The organism is Cryobacterium sp. TmT2-59 (genome assembly GCF_004403545.1).
Taxonomy (GTDB): domain Bacteria; phylum Actinomycetota; class Actinomycetes; order Actinomycetales; family Microbacteriaceae; genus Cryobacterium; species Cryobacterium shii.
Genome location: NZ_SOGM01000010.1, coordinates 20,828 through 35,588 on the forward strand (window position 1 = coordinate 20,828; position 14,761 = coordinate 35,588).

At 70.4% G+C, this 14,761-nt stretch carries 16 protein-coding genes; 12 read left to right on the forward strand and 4 right to left on the reverse strand.

What is annotated here, in order from left to right; genetic code table 11:
* Positions 1 to 16 precede the first annotated feature (16 nt).
* The 4 genes from E3T24_RS01385 to E3T24_RS01400 all read left to right on the forward strand — a co-directional run bounded on the left by E3T24_RS01385 (position 17) and on the right by E3T24_RS01400 (position 5,100).
* Positions 17 to 1,102: a putative F420-0 ABC transporter permease subunit gene (locus E3T24_RS01385; protein ID WP_134367948.1), complete on the forward strand. Its 1,086-nt coding sequence runs from the start codon at positions 17 to 19 to the stop codon at positions 1,100 to 1,102.
* Positions 1,093 to 2,007, forward strand: a complete 915-nt coding sequence (locus E3T24_RS01390; protein WP_134367950.1) for an ATP-binding cassette domain-containing protein — start codon at positions 1,093 to 1,095, stop codon at positions 2,005 to 2,007. The genes E3T24_RS01385 and E3T24_RS01390 overlap by 10 nt, the downstream gene beginning before the upstream one ends.
* A complete protein-coding gene (cofD, locus tag E3T24_RS01395) occupies positions 2,004 to 2,999 on the forward strand; it encodes a 2-phospho-L-lactate transferase (RefSeq protein ID WP_134434206.1) in 996 nt (331 codons plus the stop codon). The genes E3T24_RS01390 and cofD overlap by 4 nt, the downstream gene beginning before the upstream one ends.
* Positions 3,000 to 3,075: 76 nt before the next feature.
* Complete coding sequence (locus tag E3T24_RS01400) at positions 3,076 to 5,100, forward strand: PTS fructose transporter subunit IIABC (RefSeq protein ID WP_134367953.1); 2,025 nt, start codon at positions 3,076 to 3,078, stop codon at positions 5,098 to 5,100.
* A 70-nt stretch (positions 5,101 to 5,170) separates the two neighbouring features.
* Here the strand turns inward: E3T24_RS01400 and cofC are convergent, their stop codons facing one another.
* From cofC to E3T24_RS01415, 3 genes are read right to left on the reverse strand one after another with little or no spacing between them, the layout of a single operon-like run.
* Positions 5,171 to 5,836, reverse strand: a complete 666-nt coding sequence (cofC, locus tag E3T24_RS01405) for a 2-phospho-L-lactate guanylyltransferase (RefSeq protein WP_134367954.1) — start codon at positions 5,834 to 5,836, stop codon at positions 5,171 to 5,173.
* Positions 5,833 to 6,714, reverse strand: coding sequence for a coenzyme F420-0:L-glutamate ligase (gene cofE, locus E3T24_RS01410; protein WP_134367955.1), 882 nt, complete (start codon positions 6,712 to 6,714; stop codon positions 5,833 to 5,835). Before cofE ends, cofC begins: the two co-directional genes overlap by 4 nt.
* Positions 6,715 to 6,716: 2 nt before the next feature.
* Positions 6,717 to 7,718 (reverse strand): TIGR03557 family F420-dependent LLM class oxidoreductase, encoded by a 1,002-nt coding sequence (locus tag E3T24_RS01415; protein WP_134367956.1) that lies wholly within the window; start codon positions 7,716 to 7,718, stop codon positions 6,717 to 6,719.
* Positions 7,719 to 7,895: 177 nt separating this feature from the next.
* On the opposite strand from E3T24_RS01415, the gene E3T24_RS01420 reads away from it, so the two are divergent.
* From E3T24_RS01420 to E3T24_RS01450, 8 genes are all read left to right on the forward strand, one after another.
* Positions 7,896 to 8,732 carry an exodeoxyribonuclease III gene (locus tag E3T24_RS01420; RefSeq protein ID WP_134367957.1) on the forward strand — a complete coding sequence of 279 codons (837 nt, stop codon included), beginning with the start codon at positions 7,896 to 7,898 and terminating at the stop codon, positions 8,730 to 8,732.
* A gap of 27 nt (positions 8,733 to 8,759) precedes the next feature.
* Complete coding sequence (locus E3T24_RS17780; protein WP_241976198.1) at positions 8,760 to 8,960, forward strand: hypothetical protein; 201 nt, start codon at positions 8,760 to 8,762, stop codon at positions 8,958 to 8,960.
* Between the two features lie 8 nt (positions 8,961 to 8,968).
* A complete protein-coding gene (locus E3T24_RS01425) occupies positions 8,969 to 9,397 on the forward strand; it encodes an antibiotic biosynthesis monooxygenase (protein WP_241976200.1) in 429 nt (142 codons plus the stop codon).
* A gap of 95 nt (positions 9,398 to 9,492) precedes the next feature.
* A complete protein-coding gene (locus tag E3T24_RS01430) occupies positions 9,493 to 10,200 on the forward strand; it encodes a phosphatase PAP2 family protein (protein WP_134367958.1) in 708 nt (235 codons plus the stop codon).
* Positions 10,200 to 10,874 (forward strand): response regulator transcription factor, encoded by a 675-nt coding sequence (locus E3T24_RS01435; protein ID WP_134367959.1) that lies wholly within the window; start codon positions 10,200 to 10,202, stop codon positions 10,872 to 10,874. Before E3T24_RS01430 ends, E3T24_RS01435 begins: the two co-directional genes overlap by 1 nt.
* A complete protein-coding gene (locus E3T24_RS01440; protein WP_134367960.1) occupies positions 10,871 to 11,878 on the forward strand; it encodes a HAMP domain-containing sensor histidine kinase in 1,008 nt (335 codons plus the stop codon). Before E3T24_RS01435 ends, E3T24_RS01440 begins: the two co-directional genes overlap by 4 nt.
* A 71-nt stretch (positions 11,879 to 11,949) precedes the next feature.
* Entirely contained in the window at positions 11,950 to 12,747 is a 798-nt protein-coding gene (locus E3T24_RS01445; RefSeq protein WP_134367961.1) for a hypothetical protein, read from the forward strand.
* Between the two features lie 23 nt (positions 12,748 to 12,770).
* Entirely contained in the window at positions 12,771 to 13,427 is a 657-nt protein-coding gene (locus tag E3T24_RS01450; RefSeq protein ID WP_134367962.1) for a VTT domain-containing protein, read from the forward strand.
* Positions 13,428 to 13,487: 60 nt separating this feature from the next.
* Here E3T24_RS01450 and E3T24_RS01455 read toward each other — a convergent pair whose 3' ends face one another.
* Entirely contained in the window at positions 13,488 to 14,417 is a 930-nt protein-coding gene (locus E3T24_RS01455; RefSeq protein ID WP_134367963.1) for an AEC family transporter, read from the reverse strand.
* Positions 14,418 to 14,761: the final 344 nt, after the last annotated feature.

Below are 14,761 nucleotides of genomic sequence, written 5' to 3' on the forward strand. Positions count from 1 at the left end.
AACGGTGACGGAACGCATGCGCGACGGATCGGTCGACGGATTGGTCGACGGATCGGTCGCGGCGCAGCCGACGCGGCGCGGGACCGGCGCGGGGCGCTACCTCGGCTGGCTCGTGCTCTCGATCGTGGCCCTCGTGCTGGCGGCCGCGCTGGCCGTCACGATCGGCCCCGCCGACGTGAGCCTGACGGATGTGGCCGCGAGCCTGGGCGGGCACGCCGGCCTGCCCGGCCTGCCCGCGGTGCCCCCGCTGACCGACTCGATCGTCTGGCAGCTGCGCCTGCCGCGCGTCCTGACGGCGGCGATGGTGGGCGCCGGGCTCGCGCTCTGCGGCGCGGTCATGCAGAGCGTCACCCGGAACCCGCTGGCGGACCCGTACCTGCTCGGCCTCTCCTCGGGGGCGTCGCTCGGGGCGGTCTGCGTGGTCATCCTCGGGGTCTCGTTCGCGCTTCCCGCCGCGGCCTTCCTCGGCGCGCTGGCCGCCCTGGTCGCGACCCTGAGCATCGCGCGGGTCGGCGGCACGATCACGCCCGGGCGGGCGGTGCTGTCGGGCCTGGCCATCGCGCAGCTCGGTGCGGCCGGCACCTCCTTCGTCATCTTCTGGGCCGCCAAGGGCGACTCCTACCGGGAAATCCTGAACTGGCTGCTCGGCTCGCTCGCCGGCAGTTCCTGGACGACCGTGGCCATCTCGGCGGGCGCCCTGGCCGTGGTCGGCACCGGGATCGTGCTCGCGGCCACCCGCCTGGACGCGTTCACCTTCGGGGACACGGCCGCGGCATCCCTCGGCATCGACGTGAACCGCACCCGCTGGGCCCTGCTCGCGGCGGTCGCCCTGCTCACCGGCGCCATGGTGTCGGTGAGCGGCTCGATCGGTTTCGTCGGTCTGATCCTGCCGCACCTCGTGCGCGGCCTGAGCGGGCCGGGCCACCGCCGCCTGCTTCCGCTTGCCGTGGTGCTCGGCGCCCTCTTCCTCGTCATCGCCGACACCGTGGCGCGCACGGTGTTCGACCCGCGCGAGCTGCCGGTGGGCATCATCACGGCGTTCATCGGAGTGCCCGTCTTCATCGTGCTGATCAAGAGCCGGAAGGCCGCGGCATGGGCGTAGTCCTGGACGCGGTGTCGTTCCGGATCGGCGGCACCGATATCCTGACCGAGGTGTCGGCGGCCCTGCCGACGGGCACCGTGACCGGCCTGCTGGGGCCGAACGGGGCCGGCAAATCCACCCTGTTGCGCCTGATCGCTGGACTCGAGAGAGCGGATGCCGGCGGCGTCGAACTGGACGGGGAACGGGTGGGCGGGCGGTCCGGTCTGTCGCGGCGGGAGACCGCCCGTCGGGTGGCGTTGCTCGAGCAGAGCGCCGCGCCCAGCGTCGACCTCACGGTGCGCGAGGTCGTGCTCCTCGGCCGGATCCCGCACCGGAGCCGGGTTCTCGGCAGCTTTGGCGGCGACGACGACCACCGGGTGGCCGAGGAATCGCTGGCCATGATCGGCGGCAGCGACCTGGCCGACCGGGCCTGGCACACCCTCAGCGGCGGAGAACAGCAGCGCGCGCAGATCGCCCGGGCACTGGCGCAGCGGCCGAGCCTGCTGCTGCTGGACGAACCGACCAACCACCTCGACGTGAGCGCCCAGCTGGGCCTGCTCGGGCAGGTGCGCGGGCTCTGCGCGGGTGACGGCGCCGGTACGGGAACGGGCTCGTCATCGGGCTCGGACGCAAGCGCAAGCGCAGGCGCCGGCCTGACCGCGATCATGGCCCTGCACGACCTGAACCTCGCGGCCGCGTACTGCGACCGGATCCTGCTGCTGAACCGTGGCCGGCTCGTCGCGTCCGGCACCCCGGACGAGGTGCTGCGGCCATTGATCATCGCGGAGGTCTACGGCGTGGACTGCGACGTGATCCCGCATCCCCGGGGCGGGCATCCGGTGATCGTGTTCTCGCCGGCCGCCGCGCCGGCGTTCCCGTCCAGCCCTGAACCCCGCATCACCCGGCACGGAGGAAGCAACAGATGACGACCATCACGGTTTTGGCCGGAGGGATCGGCGGCGCCCGGTTCACCCGCGGACTGCTGCAGCACCTCGCGGCCACCGAGCCGGAGGCGGCGGTGACCGTGGTCGTGAACACCGGCGACGACATGTGGCTGGACGGCCTGCGCATCTGCCCCGACCTCGACACCGTGATGTACACCCTCGGCGGCGGCATCAACGAGGAACAGGGCTGGGGGCGACCGGAGGAGTCCCGCCGCACCTCGGCCGAGATCGCGGCCTACGGGCGCGGCTGGTCCTGGTTCACGCTCGGCGACCTCGACCTGGCCACGCACATCGTGCGCAGCGACCTGCTGCGGAGCGGATCGACGCTGAGCGAGGCGACCGAGTTCCTCTGTCGCCGCTGGCAGCCGGGGGCGCGCCTGCTGCCGATGAGCGACACCCCCGTGGAGACGCATGCCCGGCTGGCTATGGACGCCGATGAGCACCGCGCGGGCGACCTGATCCACTTCGAGGAGTGGTGGGTGCGCTACCGCGCCTCCGTGCCGGTGACCGAGTTCGTGCAGGTCGGCCTCGAGTCCGCCGTGCCCGCGCCGGGCGTGCTGGACGCCATCCGGACGGCCGACCTGGTCATCCTGCCGCCGTCGAACCCCGTCGTCTCGGTGGGCACGATTCTCGCCGTCCCCGGCATCCGGGAGGCCCTGCGGTCCACGCCCGCCACGGTCGTCGGCGTCTCCCCGATCATCGCCGGCGCCGCGGTGCGGGGCATGGCCGACGCCTGCCTGCACACGATCGGCGTGGCGACCTCGGCCGAGGCCGTGGGCCTGCACTACGGCTCCCGCGCCGGGGGCGGCGTGCTCGACGCGTGGCTGGTCGACGAGACGGATGCCGGTGCGCTGCCCGCCCTGGCGGCCGCGGGCATCCGTTCGGTCGCCGTGCCGCTCTGGATGCGCGATTCGGAGACGACGATGCGGCTCGCAGCCGACGCGCTCGCTCTCGGCGCCCGTTCGGGGGGGTAGGCTTAGTTAAGTTAGTTAACTTGAACCGGGTGCACGAACCGAGTCCGCTCGGTCTCAGCCGGAAGGAACCCCCGCTATGCCCGCAACTCGAACCGAAACCACGAGCCGAACGACCCCACCGGACATATTGATCCTGGGCATTACGGCCTGCCCCACCGGCATCGCACACACGTACATGGCGGCGGAGAAACTCGAGGCTGCGGCACGTGAGCTTGGCTACGACATCAAGGTCGAGACCCACGGCTCCGTGGGAGTCGAGGGAACCTTCAGCCCCGAGGAGATCAGCCGGGCGGACGCCATCGTGATCGCGGCCGACACCCAGATCGACCTGGCTCGCTTCGCGGGCAAACGGCTGATCAACGCCCGGGTCGCCGACGGCATCCACCAGCCGCAGAAGCTGATCGAGGATGCCCTCGCCGCCCAGCCCCGCAGCGGCGGGGGCGCCGGCGAGGACACGGGCGTCGCGCCGAACGGCGGGGCCGACTTCGGCGGCACCCTGTACCGCGCCCTGATGAACGGCGTGAGCTACATGATCCCGTTCGTCGTCGTCGGCGGGCTCCTGATCGCGATCTCGCTCTCGCTCGGCGGCGAGGCCACCCCGCAGGGACTCGTGATCCCGGAGGGCAGCTTCTGGCTCACGATCAACCAGATCGGCGTGATCGGGTTCACGCTGATGGTTCCCATCCTCTCCGGATTCATCGCCTATGCGATCGCCGACCGGCCCGGGCTCGCCCCCGGCATGATCTGCGGCTGGATCGCCACCACGGGCGCGTTCTACAACTCCGAATCGGGGGCCGGCTTCATCGGCGGCATCGTCACCGGATTCCTCGTCGGTTTCGTTGCCCTCGGCATCAAGAAGATCCCCGTGCACCGCTTCATCCGGCCGATCATGCCGATCCTGGTGATCCCCGTGCTCACGACCCTGATCGTCGGCGGCGCCTTCGTGCTGGCCCTCGGCCGCCCGATCGCCTGGGTCTTCGAGAGCATGACGACCTTCCTCACCGGTCTCGAGGGCGGCAGCGTCGTCATCCTCGGCCTGATCCTCGGCGCCATGGTCGCCTTCGACATGGGCGGCCCGATCAATAAGACGGCGTTCCTGTTCGGCGGCGCGCTGATCGCGACCGGCAATCCGGCCCCGATGGGCATGGTCGCGGCGGCGATCGCCGTTCCCCCGCTCGGCATGGGCCTGGCCACGCTGATCCGCGGTCGCTACTTCTCCAAGCCCGAACGCGAAGCCGGCATCGCCGCACTGTTCATGGGCTTCTTCGGCATCACCGAGGGCGCGATCCCACTCGCGGCCGCCAAACCGCTGCAGGTCATCCCCGCCAACATGATCGGCGGAGCGGTCGCCGGCGGCATCGCCGCCCTGTTCGGCGTGACCGACTCCGTTCCGCACGGCGGTCCGATCGTCGCCGTCTTCGGCGCGGTCTCGGGCGTGCCGATGTACTTCGTGGCCCTGATCGTCGGCGCCGTCGTCACGGCACTCGTCTCGGTGCTGCTGCTCGGGATCTCGGCCCGCCGCGCCGGGCGCACGGGAACGGATGCGGGAACGTCGACCGGGGTCGCCGCATCCGTCGCACCGGCCTCCCCGGCCCAGCCCGCCCCGCCCCTCAGGAAAACGGTTCTCGACTACATCGACGAGCGCACCATCGTGCTCGACGTCGACGAGACCGACCGGGACGCGATGATCCGCACCCTGGCCGGGCTGATGACCACGACCGGGCGGGTCAGCGATGTGGCCGCGGTCGCGCAGGCCGCGTTCACCCGTGAGGAGCACGGCACGACGGGCATCGGCGACGGGATCGCGATCCCGCACGCGAAGTCCGACGGGGTGACTTCTCCGGTCATCGCCTTCGCCCGCAGCCGCAACGGCATCGACTGGGGCTCGTCCGACGGTTCGAAGGCCACGCTCATTTTTCTCATCGCCGTGCCGGAGGCCGACGCCGGCACCGAGCACCTCAGGGTCCTGGCCCAGCTCTCCCGCGCACTGATGAAGCCGGCCTTCCGGGCCGCGATCCAGTCCGCCGCGACACCCGCGGACGTCCTCGACGCACTGGCCGTGCAGGTGGGCGCGACCAAGGCCGAGCCCACCCCGGTGTAGCACCGCGGGTCCACGACCTTCGGTGGGATGCCGTCGCCTGGCTATGCAGGTGGCGGCATTCTTTGTGCCGTCACCGGCCCGGTCCGCGGGCGCCGTCGACGAGCGGGCTGGTGTGCGGACCGAGCCCGAGGCGCGCCACCGCGAGCAGGTCGGCCGTGGTGTCGACGTCCCGGCGGATTCCCGCGGATGCCGGCAGCTCGAGAGGGATGTGGCCGGCGGCTTCGTGGGCGGCCCTCGACCCGACCCCGAAGCGTGGTTCGATCGGTGTGCCGGCCCGCGCGAGCAGGGTCGTGGTGCCGGTTCCGGCTGCGTCGGGCACCATCGAGCGCTCCTGCGCGGCCGCGAGGGTGAGCGCACGCTCGACCTCGGCCGGGGTCAGCGCAGGCAGGTCGCCGGTCAGCACGGCCACGTTCGCGTGCGGGAACTCGGCACGCACGACGGCCAGCCCCTGGCGGATCGCGGTGTTCAGCGGATCCGTTGGTGCGGCGGCCCGTTCCGGGGGAACAGGATCGTGCCGGGACTCGCGCACGATATCGGCCCCGAGGGCGGCCAGGCGGCCGGCGAGTTCGCCGTCGCCGGTCACCACGATGACCCGGTCGATGCCGGGCGCCGCCAGCAGCGCTCCGACGGTGTCGAGGGCGAAGGCATCGGCCAGCCGGGCCCGATCGGGCCGCGCCCCCAGCCGGGTCTTGGCTCCGGGGTTGCCCTTGACCGGGACGACGGCCACCCAGCTCATTCGGTGACGGATGCCGCGTCGCCCGCGGCCGCTCCGGCAGCGGCGCCGGCACCGGCAGACGCTGCGGCAGCCGCGGCCAGCCCGGCCGCGTAGCCCTCCGTAAAGCCCTCGGCGTGCGCCTCCGCGGTCCCCAACCGGAACATGTCGTTCGCGCTCGGTCGCTGCAACAGGAACGCACCGGGAGCGCGCGACGCACCGGAGGCCCCGGCCCCGCCGTCCACGGCGTCCTCCGCCACGAGACGCCCGAGCCCGCGCACCACGGCCACGGGGTTGCCGCTGGTCTTGCCCTTGACCAGGTCGGCCGCCCCGGCGATCTCGTCGGCCACGGCGGCGACGGTGACGTCGAGGCGGCGGCCGGAGGCGTCATCCGTGCCCCGCAGGTCGTCGAGCACCGCGACCCCGGCGGCGCCGATCGCGATGTCGGTCTGGCCTTCACGCCAGGGGCGGCCGGCCGTGTCCGTGACGATCACGCCGAGGCGCAGCCCGGTGCTCGCGCGGAGGGCCGCGCAGAGCGAGCGGGCGGAGGCGTCCGGGTCGACCGGCAGCAGCAGCACGGTGCCGTCGGGGGTGTTGCTCGCGTCGACGCCGGCCGCGGCCATGATCAGCCCCTGCCGGTTCTCGACGATGCGGGTGACCCCGCCCGGGTGGGCGCGGGTCGCGACCACGCGCACCGTCTCAGCCGTGATCGCCTGCTCGCGGTCGGCGGCCGCGACCTGCCGGCCCTCGGCCTTGGACACGATCTTGCTCGTCACCGCGAGGATGTCGCCGTGCCGCAGTCGGCCGGCGCCCGCGCCCGCGATCAGTGCGGCCAGGTCGGCGCCCGCCGCGATCTCGCCGATGCCCTCGAGGGCGAATACCCGCAGCTCAGGCTCGCTCACCGTCAGCGCTTGAGTTTCGGCAGCACGTCGCGGCCGAACACGTCGATCCACTGACGCTGGTTGCGGCCCACGTTGTGCAGGTAGATGCGGTCGAAGCCGAGATCCACGAACTTCTGGATGTACGCGCGGTGGTCGTCGGGGTCGGCGGAGATGATCATGCGGCCCTCGAAGTCTTCGGGGCGCACGAGCTTGGCGATCTGCTCGAATTCGAACGGTGAACGGATGTCCCCCTTCGGAAACTTCATCCCGCCGTTCGGCCACTCGACCAGGGCGTTGCGCATCGCCTCTTCGTCGGTCTCGGCCCAGCTCATGTGCAGCTGCAGCACCTTGGGCATGGTCGACGGGTCCTTGCCGGCGTCCCGGGCGCCGTCGTCGAACTTGCCGAACAGCATCGAGATCTTCTCCAGTGGGGCGCCGACCGTGATCAGGCCGTCGGCGTGGCGTCCGGCGCGCTTGGCGGTGACCGGCCCGGCCGTGGCGATCAGGATCTCCGGGGCCACCTCCGGCATGGTCCAGAGCCGGGTCGACTCGAGCTTGTAGAACTGGCCGGAGTGCTTGACGTCCTTGCCGGCGATGGAGGCGGTGAACAGCTTCGAGATGATTTCGATGGCCTCGAACATGCGGTTGATGCGCTCGGGCGCTTCCGGCCAGTACTGGCCGACGATGTGCTCGTTGAGCGCCTCGCCCGAGCCGAGGCCGAGCCAGTGGCGGCCAGGGTACATCGAGGCGAGCGTCGCGGAGGCCTGGGCGACCATGGCCGGATGCCAGCGGAACGTGGGCGCGGTGACGCCGGGGCCGAGGTCGCCCGTCGTGCGCTCACCGATGGCCGCGAGCACGCTCCAGACGAAGGATGACTCGCCCTGCGCGGGCACCCACGGCTGGAAGTGGTCGGCCGCCATCACGCCGCTGAACCCGTGCTCCTCGGCGTAGGCGGAGAGGGCCACCGCCTCGGCCGGGGCGAACTGCTCCAGCATCGCCGCGTAGCCGATCTGCAATTCCGTCATGGATCCGCCCTACCTTGTCGTCGTAGGCCTCAATCCTGTCATTCCCGGCTCCGAGAATGCCGGTCCCCCGCCCAGACTCCCCATCCGGGAGCCGGGCCGGAGCCCCTCCCACAGTGCCCGGGCACTGTGGGAGGGCGGGCAGCCGTCACGCGGCATCCGTCAAATAGGCTGGGCGGCATGCGCATTGCCACCTGGAACGTGAATTCCATCCGAGCCCGCTCCGGCCGCGTCGTCGACTGGATGGTGCGCGAAGACATCGACGTGCTCGCCATGCAGGAGATCAAGTGCAAGCCGGAGCAGTTCCCGGCGCAGGCGTTCGAGGACGCCGGCTACGACCTGGCCATCCACGGCATCAGCCAGTGGAACGGCGTCGCGTTCGCCAGCCGCCACGAGATGACGGATGTCGCCACCGCCTTCCCCGACATGCCCGGCTTCCTCAAGGGGGAAGAGGGCCCCGGCCTGCCGCTCGAGGCCCGCGCGCTCGGCGTCACCGTGGAAGGCATGCGCCTGTGGAGCGTGTACGTGCCGAACGGCCGCGCCATCGGCGACCCGCACCTCGCCTACAAGCTGGACTGGCTGGAACGGCTCCGCGCCCACGCCCGCGACGAGCTGAGCCGCAACCCGCAGCTGGCCCTGGCGCTGATGGGCGACTGGAACGTCGCCCCCTTCGACACGGACATGGGCGACCCCAGCTTCGTCCCCGGCCAGTCCACCCACATCTCCGAACCGGAGCGGGCCGCGTTCCACGCGTTCGAGGCGGAGGGCCTGCACGACGTGGTGCGCCCGCTGATTCCCGAGGGATTCACGTTCTGGGACTACAAGCAGCTGAGGTTCCCGCGCAACGAGGGGATGCGGATCGACTTCATCCTGGGTTCCCCGGCGTTCGCCGACCTCGTGACGGGCGCGAGCATCCACCGCAATGAGCGCAAGGGCGACGCGCCGAGCGACCACGTGCCCGTGGCCGTCGACCTGCAGCTGGAGGGCGAAGACGACAACCGCCCGATGATCTTCTGACGCCGTTCCACCGGCAATACTTGAACCATGTCTTCCGTGCCCCCGGGGAACGCAGCCGGAGCGCCACAAGCGCGGGCCGCGTCATCCGTCACCGTGTCCGTCACCCGCCGCGTCGAGCCGACCCGAATCCAGGACGCCACCCACTGGGCGCAACACGGCATGGACCTGGCGAGCAGTTTCCCGGGGTTCCTCGGCTCGGGCTGGGTGCCCGCCAGCGCCGATTCCTGAGCTGGCACATGCTCTACCGGTTCGCGAACTCCGACCTGCTGGATGCCTGGGAAGGCTCAGAGGAGCGGGCGCACTGGCTGATCGACGGCCACGACCTCATCCTCGACGCCCGGGTGGTGAAACGCACCGGAATCGAGGGCTGGTTCGACGCGCCGCTCTCCGACGATGACGACGCCGGTGCCACGCCGTCGTTCCAGGTGCCGCGGTGGAAGCAGGCGGTGAGCATCGGGCTGGGCTTCCTGCCCACCAACCTGGCCTTCACCCTGGTCGCGACCTGGCTCATCCCCGGCTGGCACGACGTGGCCATGCTGCCCAAACTCGTCGTGACCACACTCGTGATGGCGCCGACCATGACCTTCCTGGTGATGCCCCAAATCACCCGGATGCTGCGGCCCTGGCTGCTCCGACGGCCCGCCATTCGCACCCGGCGCCCGTAGCCCGGAGGCCGGCGGCCGGCGGCCGGAGGCCGGCGGCCGGCGGCCGGCGGCCGTTTCTTAGAGCGCCCTGTGCCGGTGAGCGCGATTCTGGGGAGATGGCCTCTGAGATCCGCTCGTCAAACCGTCTCCCGAGCAGTGCGATCCCGGCTGCCGTGGTCGTCGTCCTGGTCATTGCCACCGGGTCGGCCCTGAAGTCGGCGACCGGGTGGACATCCGTGGAAATGGGCGTGCTGCGCCGGGTGAATCTGGCACACACACCGGCACTCGACGAGTTCGCGCTCACCATCGACTGGCTGTTCGGCCCTCCCGTCGCCGTCATGCTCGTGCTGCTCGGCGGCGTCACCCTCCTGCTGGTCACCCGGCAGCCCCGGACGGCCATCCGGTTCATGGCGATCGTGATGGTCCCGTGGCTGGGCACCGAGGTGGTCAAGCTGCTCGTGCAGCGTCCACGCCCCGACATCCCTTCCCTCGCCCATGTCCTGGTGCTCGAACCGGGCGGTCTCAGCTTCCCGAGCGGTCACACGAGTTTCGCCGCGTGCCTCCTCCTGGGTTTGCTCGTCGTCGCCCGCGGACGGCGGTGGCGCCCGGTGCTCGCCGGGGCGGGAACGGTCGTGGTGCTCTCGGTGGCCTGCTCCCGGGTGTACCTGGGGGTGCACTACCCGACTGACGTGGCCGCGTCGATCGTGTACGCGACCGCCGGTGTCACAGTCGCCAATGCGCTCTGGTCGATGCTCCCGGTGCCACACTGGAGCGAACGTCGACCCGCCGCCGACGCGGTACCCGGAGAGGTGAGGAGCCCCTGATGCCAGCTGAGAGCACCCCTCGTGCCCGGCTGCTCCTGATCGAGGACGACCCCCGGCTGGGCCCGATGATCCAGCAGGTGCTGGCGGAAACCTACGACGTCACCCTGGCCACCGACGGTGCGGAGGGGCTCGCCGCAGGCCTGGCCCGTGAGTTCGACGTGATGGTCATCGACCGGCGACTTCCGTCGCTGGACGGATTGGGCGTCGTCGACGCGCTCCGGCGCAAACTGGTCACGACCCCGATCCTCCTCCTCACGGCGCTGGGCACCACCCGCGACAAGGTCGACGGGCTCGACATGGGCGCGAACGACTACCTCGTCAAGCCGTTCGAGTTCGACGAGCTGCTCGCCCGGCTGCGGGCCATCCGTCGGGTGTTCACCGGAGAGGGGCGAACCCTGTCGGTCGGCGGATGGGAGTACTACCCGGACAGCCGGACGATCTACTCCCCCTACGACGGGCGCGTCCTGCTGACGGAGAAGGAGAACCAGCTCCTCAGACTCCTGGCCGAGGCCCCGCAACGCACGTTCTCCCGCCAGCAGATCCTGAATTCCGTCTTCAGCGCCGGGGACACCGCCGGCACCGTCGACACCTACGTGCACTACCTCAGGCGCAAGACCGACACCGACATCGTCCTGACCGTGCGCGGTCGGGGCTACCGCCTGGGCCAGCCGTGACCCGCGCGGGGCGACCGATCGTCGACAGCGACACGCTCGCGATTCGTCGTGCCTCACGCATCATCGGCACCCAGATCGCGATCGCGTGCACGGCCGTCGTCGTCGTCGTGATCCTGGCCGTTGTCGTCTACATCCTGTCGGAGATATCCGTCGCCGAGCTCGTCGAACCGGTGCCCGACCCCGACAATCTGAAGGTCGGTGCGGTCGGGCTCCTGCGCGCGGCCGCGGTGCTCGGCGTCGCCCTGATCATCCTGGCCGGCGTGATGAGCTGGGCGGTCGCACGGCGGGCGGTGCAACCCCTCGGGGACGCCCTGCGCATCCAGCGGGCCTTCGTCGCCGACGCAAGCCACGAACTGCGCACGCCCATCGCCGTGCTGGATGCCCGCCTGCAGATCCTGCAGCGGGCGCTTCCCGCGGACGGCCCCTCCTCGGCTGTCGTCGCCGAGCTGCGGAGCGACGCAAAGAGGCTGATCGGGATCGTCAACGACCTGCTCGAATCGGCGGAGATCGGCGGTTCGGCGCCGACCGAGGACAGCGTCGTCGACGTGAACGCCGCGGTCGGGGTCGCCGTGGAGTCGATGGCGCTGATCGGGGCGGAGAAACAGGTCACGGTGAAGCTGGACGCCCCGGATGCCGCGACCGCCCGGGTGCCGGCATCCGCCATCACCCGGTGCGTCGTCGCGATGCTGGACAACGCCCTGCGGTTCGCGCCGACGGGCTCCGTCGTCTCCGTGCAGGTGGCCGTGACGAAGAAGACCGTATCGGTCACGGTGCGGGACCGCGGTCCGGGCATCCAGGGAATCGAACCGAACCGCATTTTCGATCGCTTCGCCCACTCCGAATCGGCCGCCGACGAAGTGGGTGTCACCCGCACCGGCTTCGGCATCGGCCTGTCCCTCGTGCGCGAAATCGCGGTTCGCTACGGCGGTTCCGTCACGGTCGCTGACGGCTCCGCTGAGGGCACGGCGATCTCGTTCACTGTGCCCCGGGCGCGCACTCCCTGATTCTCACCTGCTCCAGTGCAGAATCCCTACCTCTGTGGAAAGTCTTAGACCGCGCGCGGTTCGCTGGTGAGATGACTTCATCCCTGATCCGCACCCCGTCACCGTCTCGGCGCATTCTGAACAAGGTTCCGGAGGTGACCCTCGTCTTCTGGGTGATCAAGGTTCTCGCCACCACGGTGGGTGAAACGGCGGCAGACTTCCTGAACGTGGACCTCGGCCTGGGCCTCGGCATCACGTCGATCGTCATGGCCGTGCTGCTCGTCGCGGCCTTGTTGGCACAGTTCCAGCTTCGCCGGTACATCCCGGCCGTCTACTGGCTGTCGGTGGTCCTGATCAGCGTCGTGGGCACACTCATCACCGACAATCTCACCGACAGTCTCGGCGTGCCGTTGGGGATCACCACCGTGGTCTTCGCCATCGCCCTGGCGGCGACGTTCACGGTCTGGTTCGTGTCGGAGAAGACCCTCTCGATCCACTCCATCTTCACAACGCGGCGGGAGACGTTCTACTGGCTGGCTGTGCTGTTCACCTTCGCACTGGGCACCGCGGCGGGCGACCTCGTGGCAGAAAGCCTGAACCTCGGTTTCCTCGTCGCCCTCCTCGTCTTCGCCGCGGCGATCGCCCTCGTCGCGGTCGCGTACTTCTTCTTCCGCCGGGGCGCCGTGCTCGCATTCTGGATCGCCTACATCCTGACCCGCCCGCTCGGAGCGTCGATGGGCGACCTGCTGTCCCAGCCCACCGCCGACGGTGGACTCGCACTCGGTACGACGGGAACGAGCGCTCTGTTCCTGGCCGTGATTGTGACGCTGGTGCTCGTTCTGACCGTGCGGTCCAGACGGGCCGATTCCGTCGCCGCGGTCGCGGCCTGATCGATCAGGACGGGACAGCGAATATGGGAAGCATTATTCTCGCGGCAGTGCCCGCCTCCGGGCTGCTCGATCCGCAGGCGGTGATCTCCGGCGCCGGAGTCTGGGGGCTGGCGGTCGTCTGCGCCATCGTCTTTGCGGAAACCGGGCTGCTCGTCGGCTTCTTCCTCCCCGGCGACACTCTCCTGTTCTTCACCGGCGTGCTCGCTCTCAGCGGCGTGATCAGCCAGCCGCTCTGGATCGTCGTCCCTGCCATCGCCCTGTCGGCCGCGCTCGGCGATCAACTCGGCTATGTGATCGGGCGGAGGTCCGGCCCCCGGATTTTCGATCGGCGCGAGTCCGGCCTCTTCAGCAGGAAGAGCGTGAAGAGAACCCAGGGCTTCTTCGACCGGTTCGGCCCCGCGGCAGTGACGGTCGCCCGATTCGTGCCCGTCGTTCGCACGTTCGCTCCCGTCGCCGCGGGCGTCGGCACGATGCCGCGGCGTCTGTTCACGATGTTCAACCTCGTCGGCGCCGCCGTGTGGTCGAGCGCTGTCGTGCTCCTCGGCTTCGGGCTGGCGCACATCCCGGGGGTGGCGGATTTCGCCGCCCGCTACATCGATCTCATCCTGATCGGAATCGTCGTCGCATCCGTCCTGCCGCTTCTGGTCAAAGCCGTGATCGGGCGCCAGCGCCCCGCGTGAACGGGATCGGGCGACGTCCCCGTGCCACCCCGCGCCCAACCTCGCGCCCTACCTCGCGCCCTACGCGGTCGGCGCCAGCCGCGCCGCGATCACCAGCAGCGCCGGCACCGAGGCCAGGGTGGTGACGAGCACGGTGTCGCGGGTCACCACGACGCCGCGGTCGTACCGGGCGGCGAAATTGAAGATGTTCTGCGCGGTCGGCAGCGCCGCGATGGTCACCGCCGCGAACAGTTCCGGGGCGCCCAGGTCGAACACGAATCGGCCGAACAGGTACGCGATGACTGGCATCACGGCGACCTTGATCACGGATGCCGCGGCGACCCGGCCGCGCCCGGAACCAGCCTTGAGCAGCCGTTCCCCGTGCAGCGACATGCCGAACGCCAGGAGCACCATCGGGATCGCGGCCCCGCCGAGCAACTCGAGCGGGGCCATCACCGCGGCCGGCACGGTGATTCCCGAGATGGCCACCAGCACCCCGGCCGCGGACGCGAGGATGATCGGATTGCGCAGCGGCTGGGTGACGATTCCGGCCAGCGACAGTCGTCCCCGGGTCGAGACGTCGAGGATTCCCAGAATGAGCGGGGCGAGCACGAGCAGCTGGAGCAGCAGCACCGGGGCCACGTACCGGGCGCTGCCGAGCACGTACAGGGCCACCGGCAGGCCGATGTTGTTGGCGTTGACGTAGCTCGACGAGGCCGCGCCGAGCACGGTCTCGGCGACCGGGGTGCGGAAGAAGACCCGGGCGATCAGGAGGTACAGGCCCGCGCCGACCGCGATGCTGCACAGCGTGGTCAGGAGGAACGTTGAGAACAGCACCCGGGCATCCGCGTGGGACAGCACCGTGAACAGCAGCGCCGGCGACGCCACGAAGAACGCCACCCGGTTGAGCACCCGGCCGCCGCCCGGCCCGGCGATCCCGGCACGCTCGATCAGGTAGCCCACCAGGATCACGAACCCGATGATGGAGAATCCGACCAGAACACCAACCATTCGATCGAGCATAGGGCCGCCCCCGGGCGTCGAACGGGCTGCCGCATCCAGTGGGGTCTTTCAGCACCAGGTGAAGGGGGAACGGCGGTGGAACCCGAGGGTCGCGGTTGGTTTCGCTGGGCAGACGGATGCTCCGCGCCCCTGACCCTGTGGCTCGCCCACGAGACGCGGTCGGCCCACCTGCCCGGTTCCTCCACAATGCCTGTTTGATCAGGTTATCCACAGTGTGCACGGCTGCCGGTGCAGTGTCGGTGGGTGCCTCTAGCGTGTTCCTCATGAAGCCGTCAGTGTTCGAAGAGCGAGAGGCCATGGGCCTCCATTTCGACGCCATTGCCGAGGCAGAA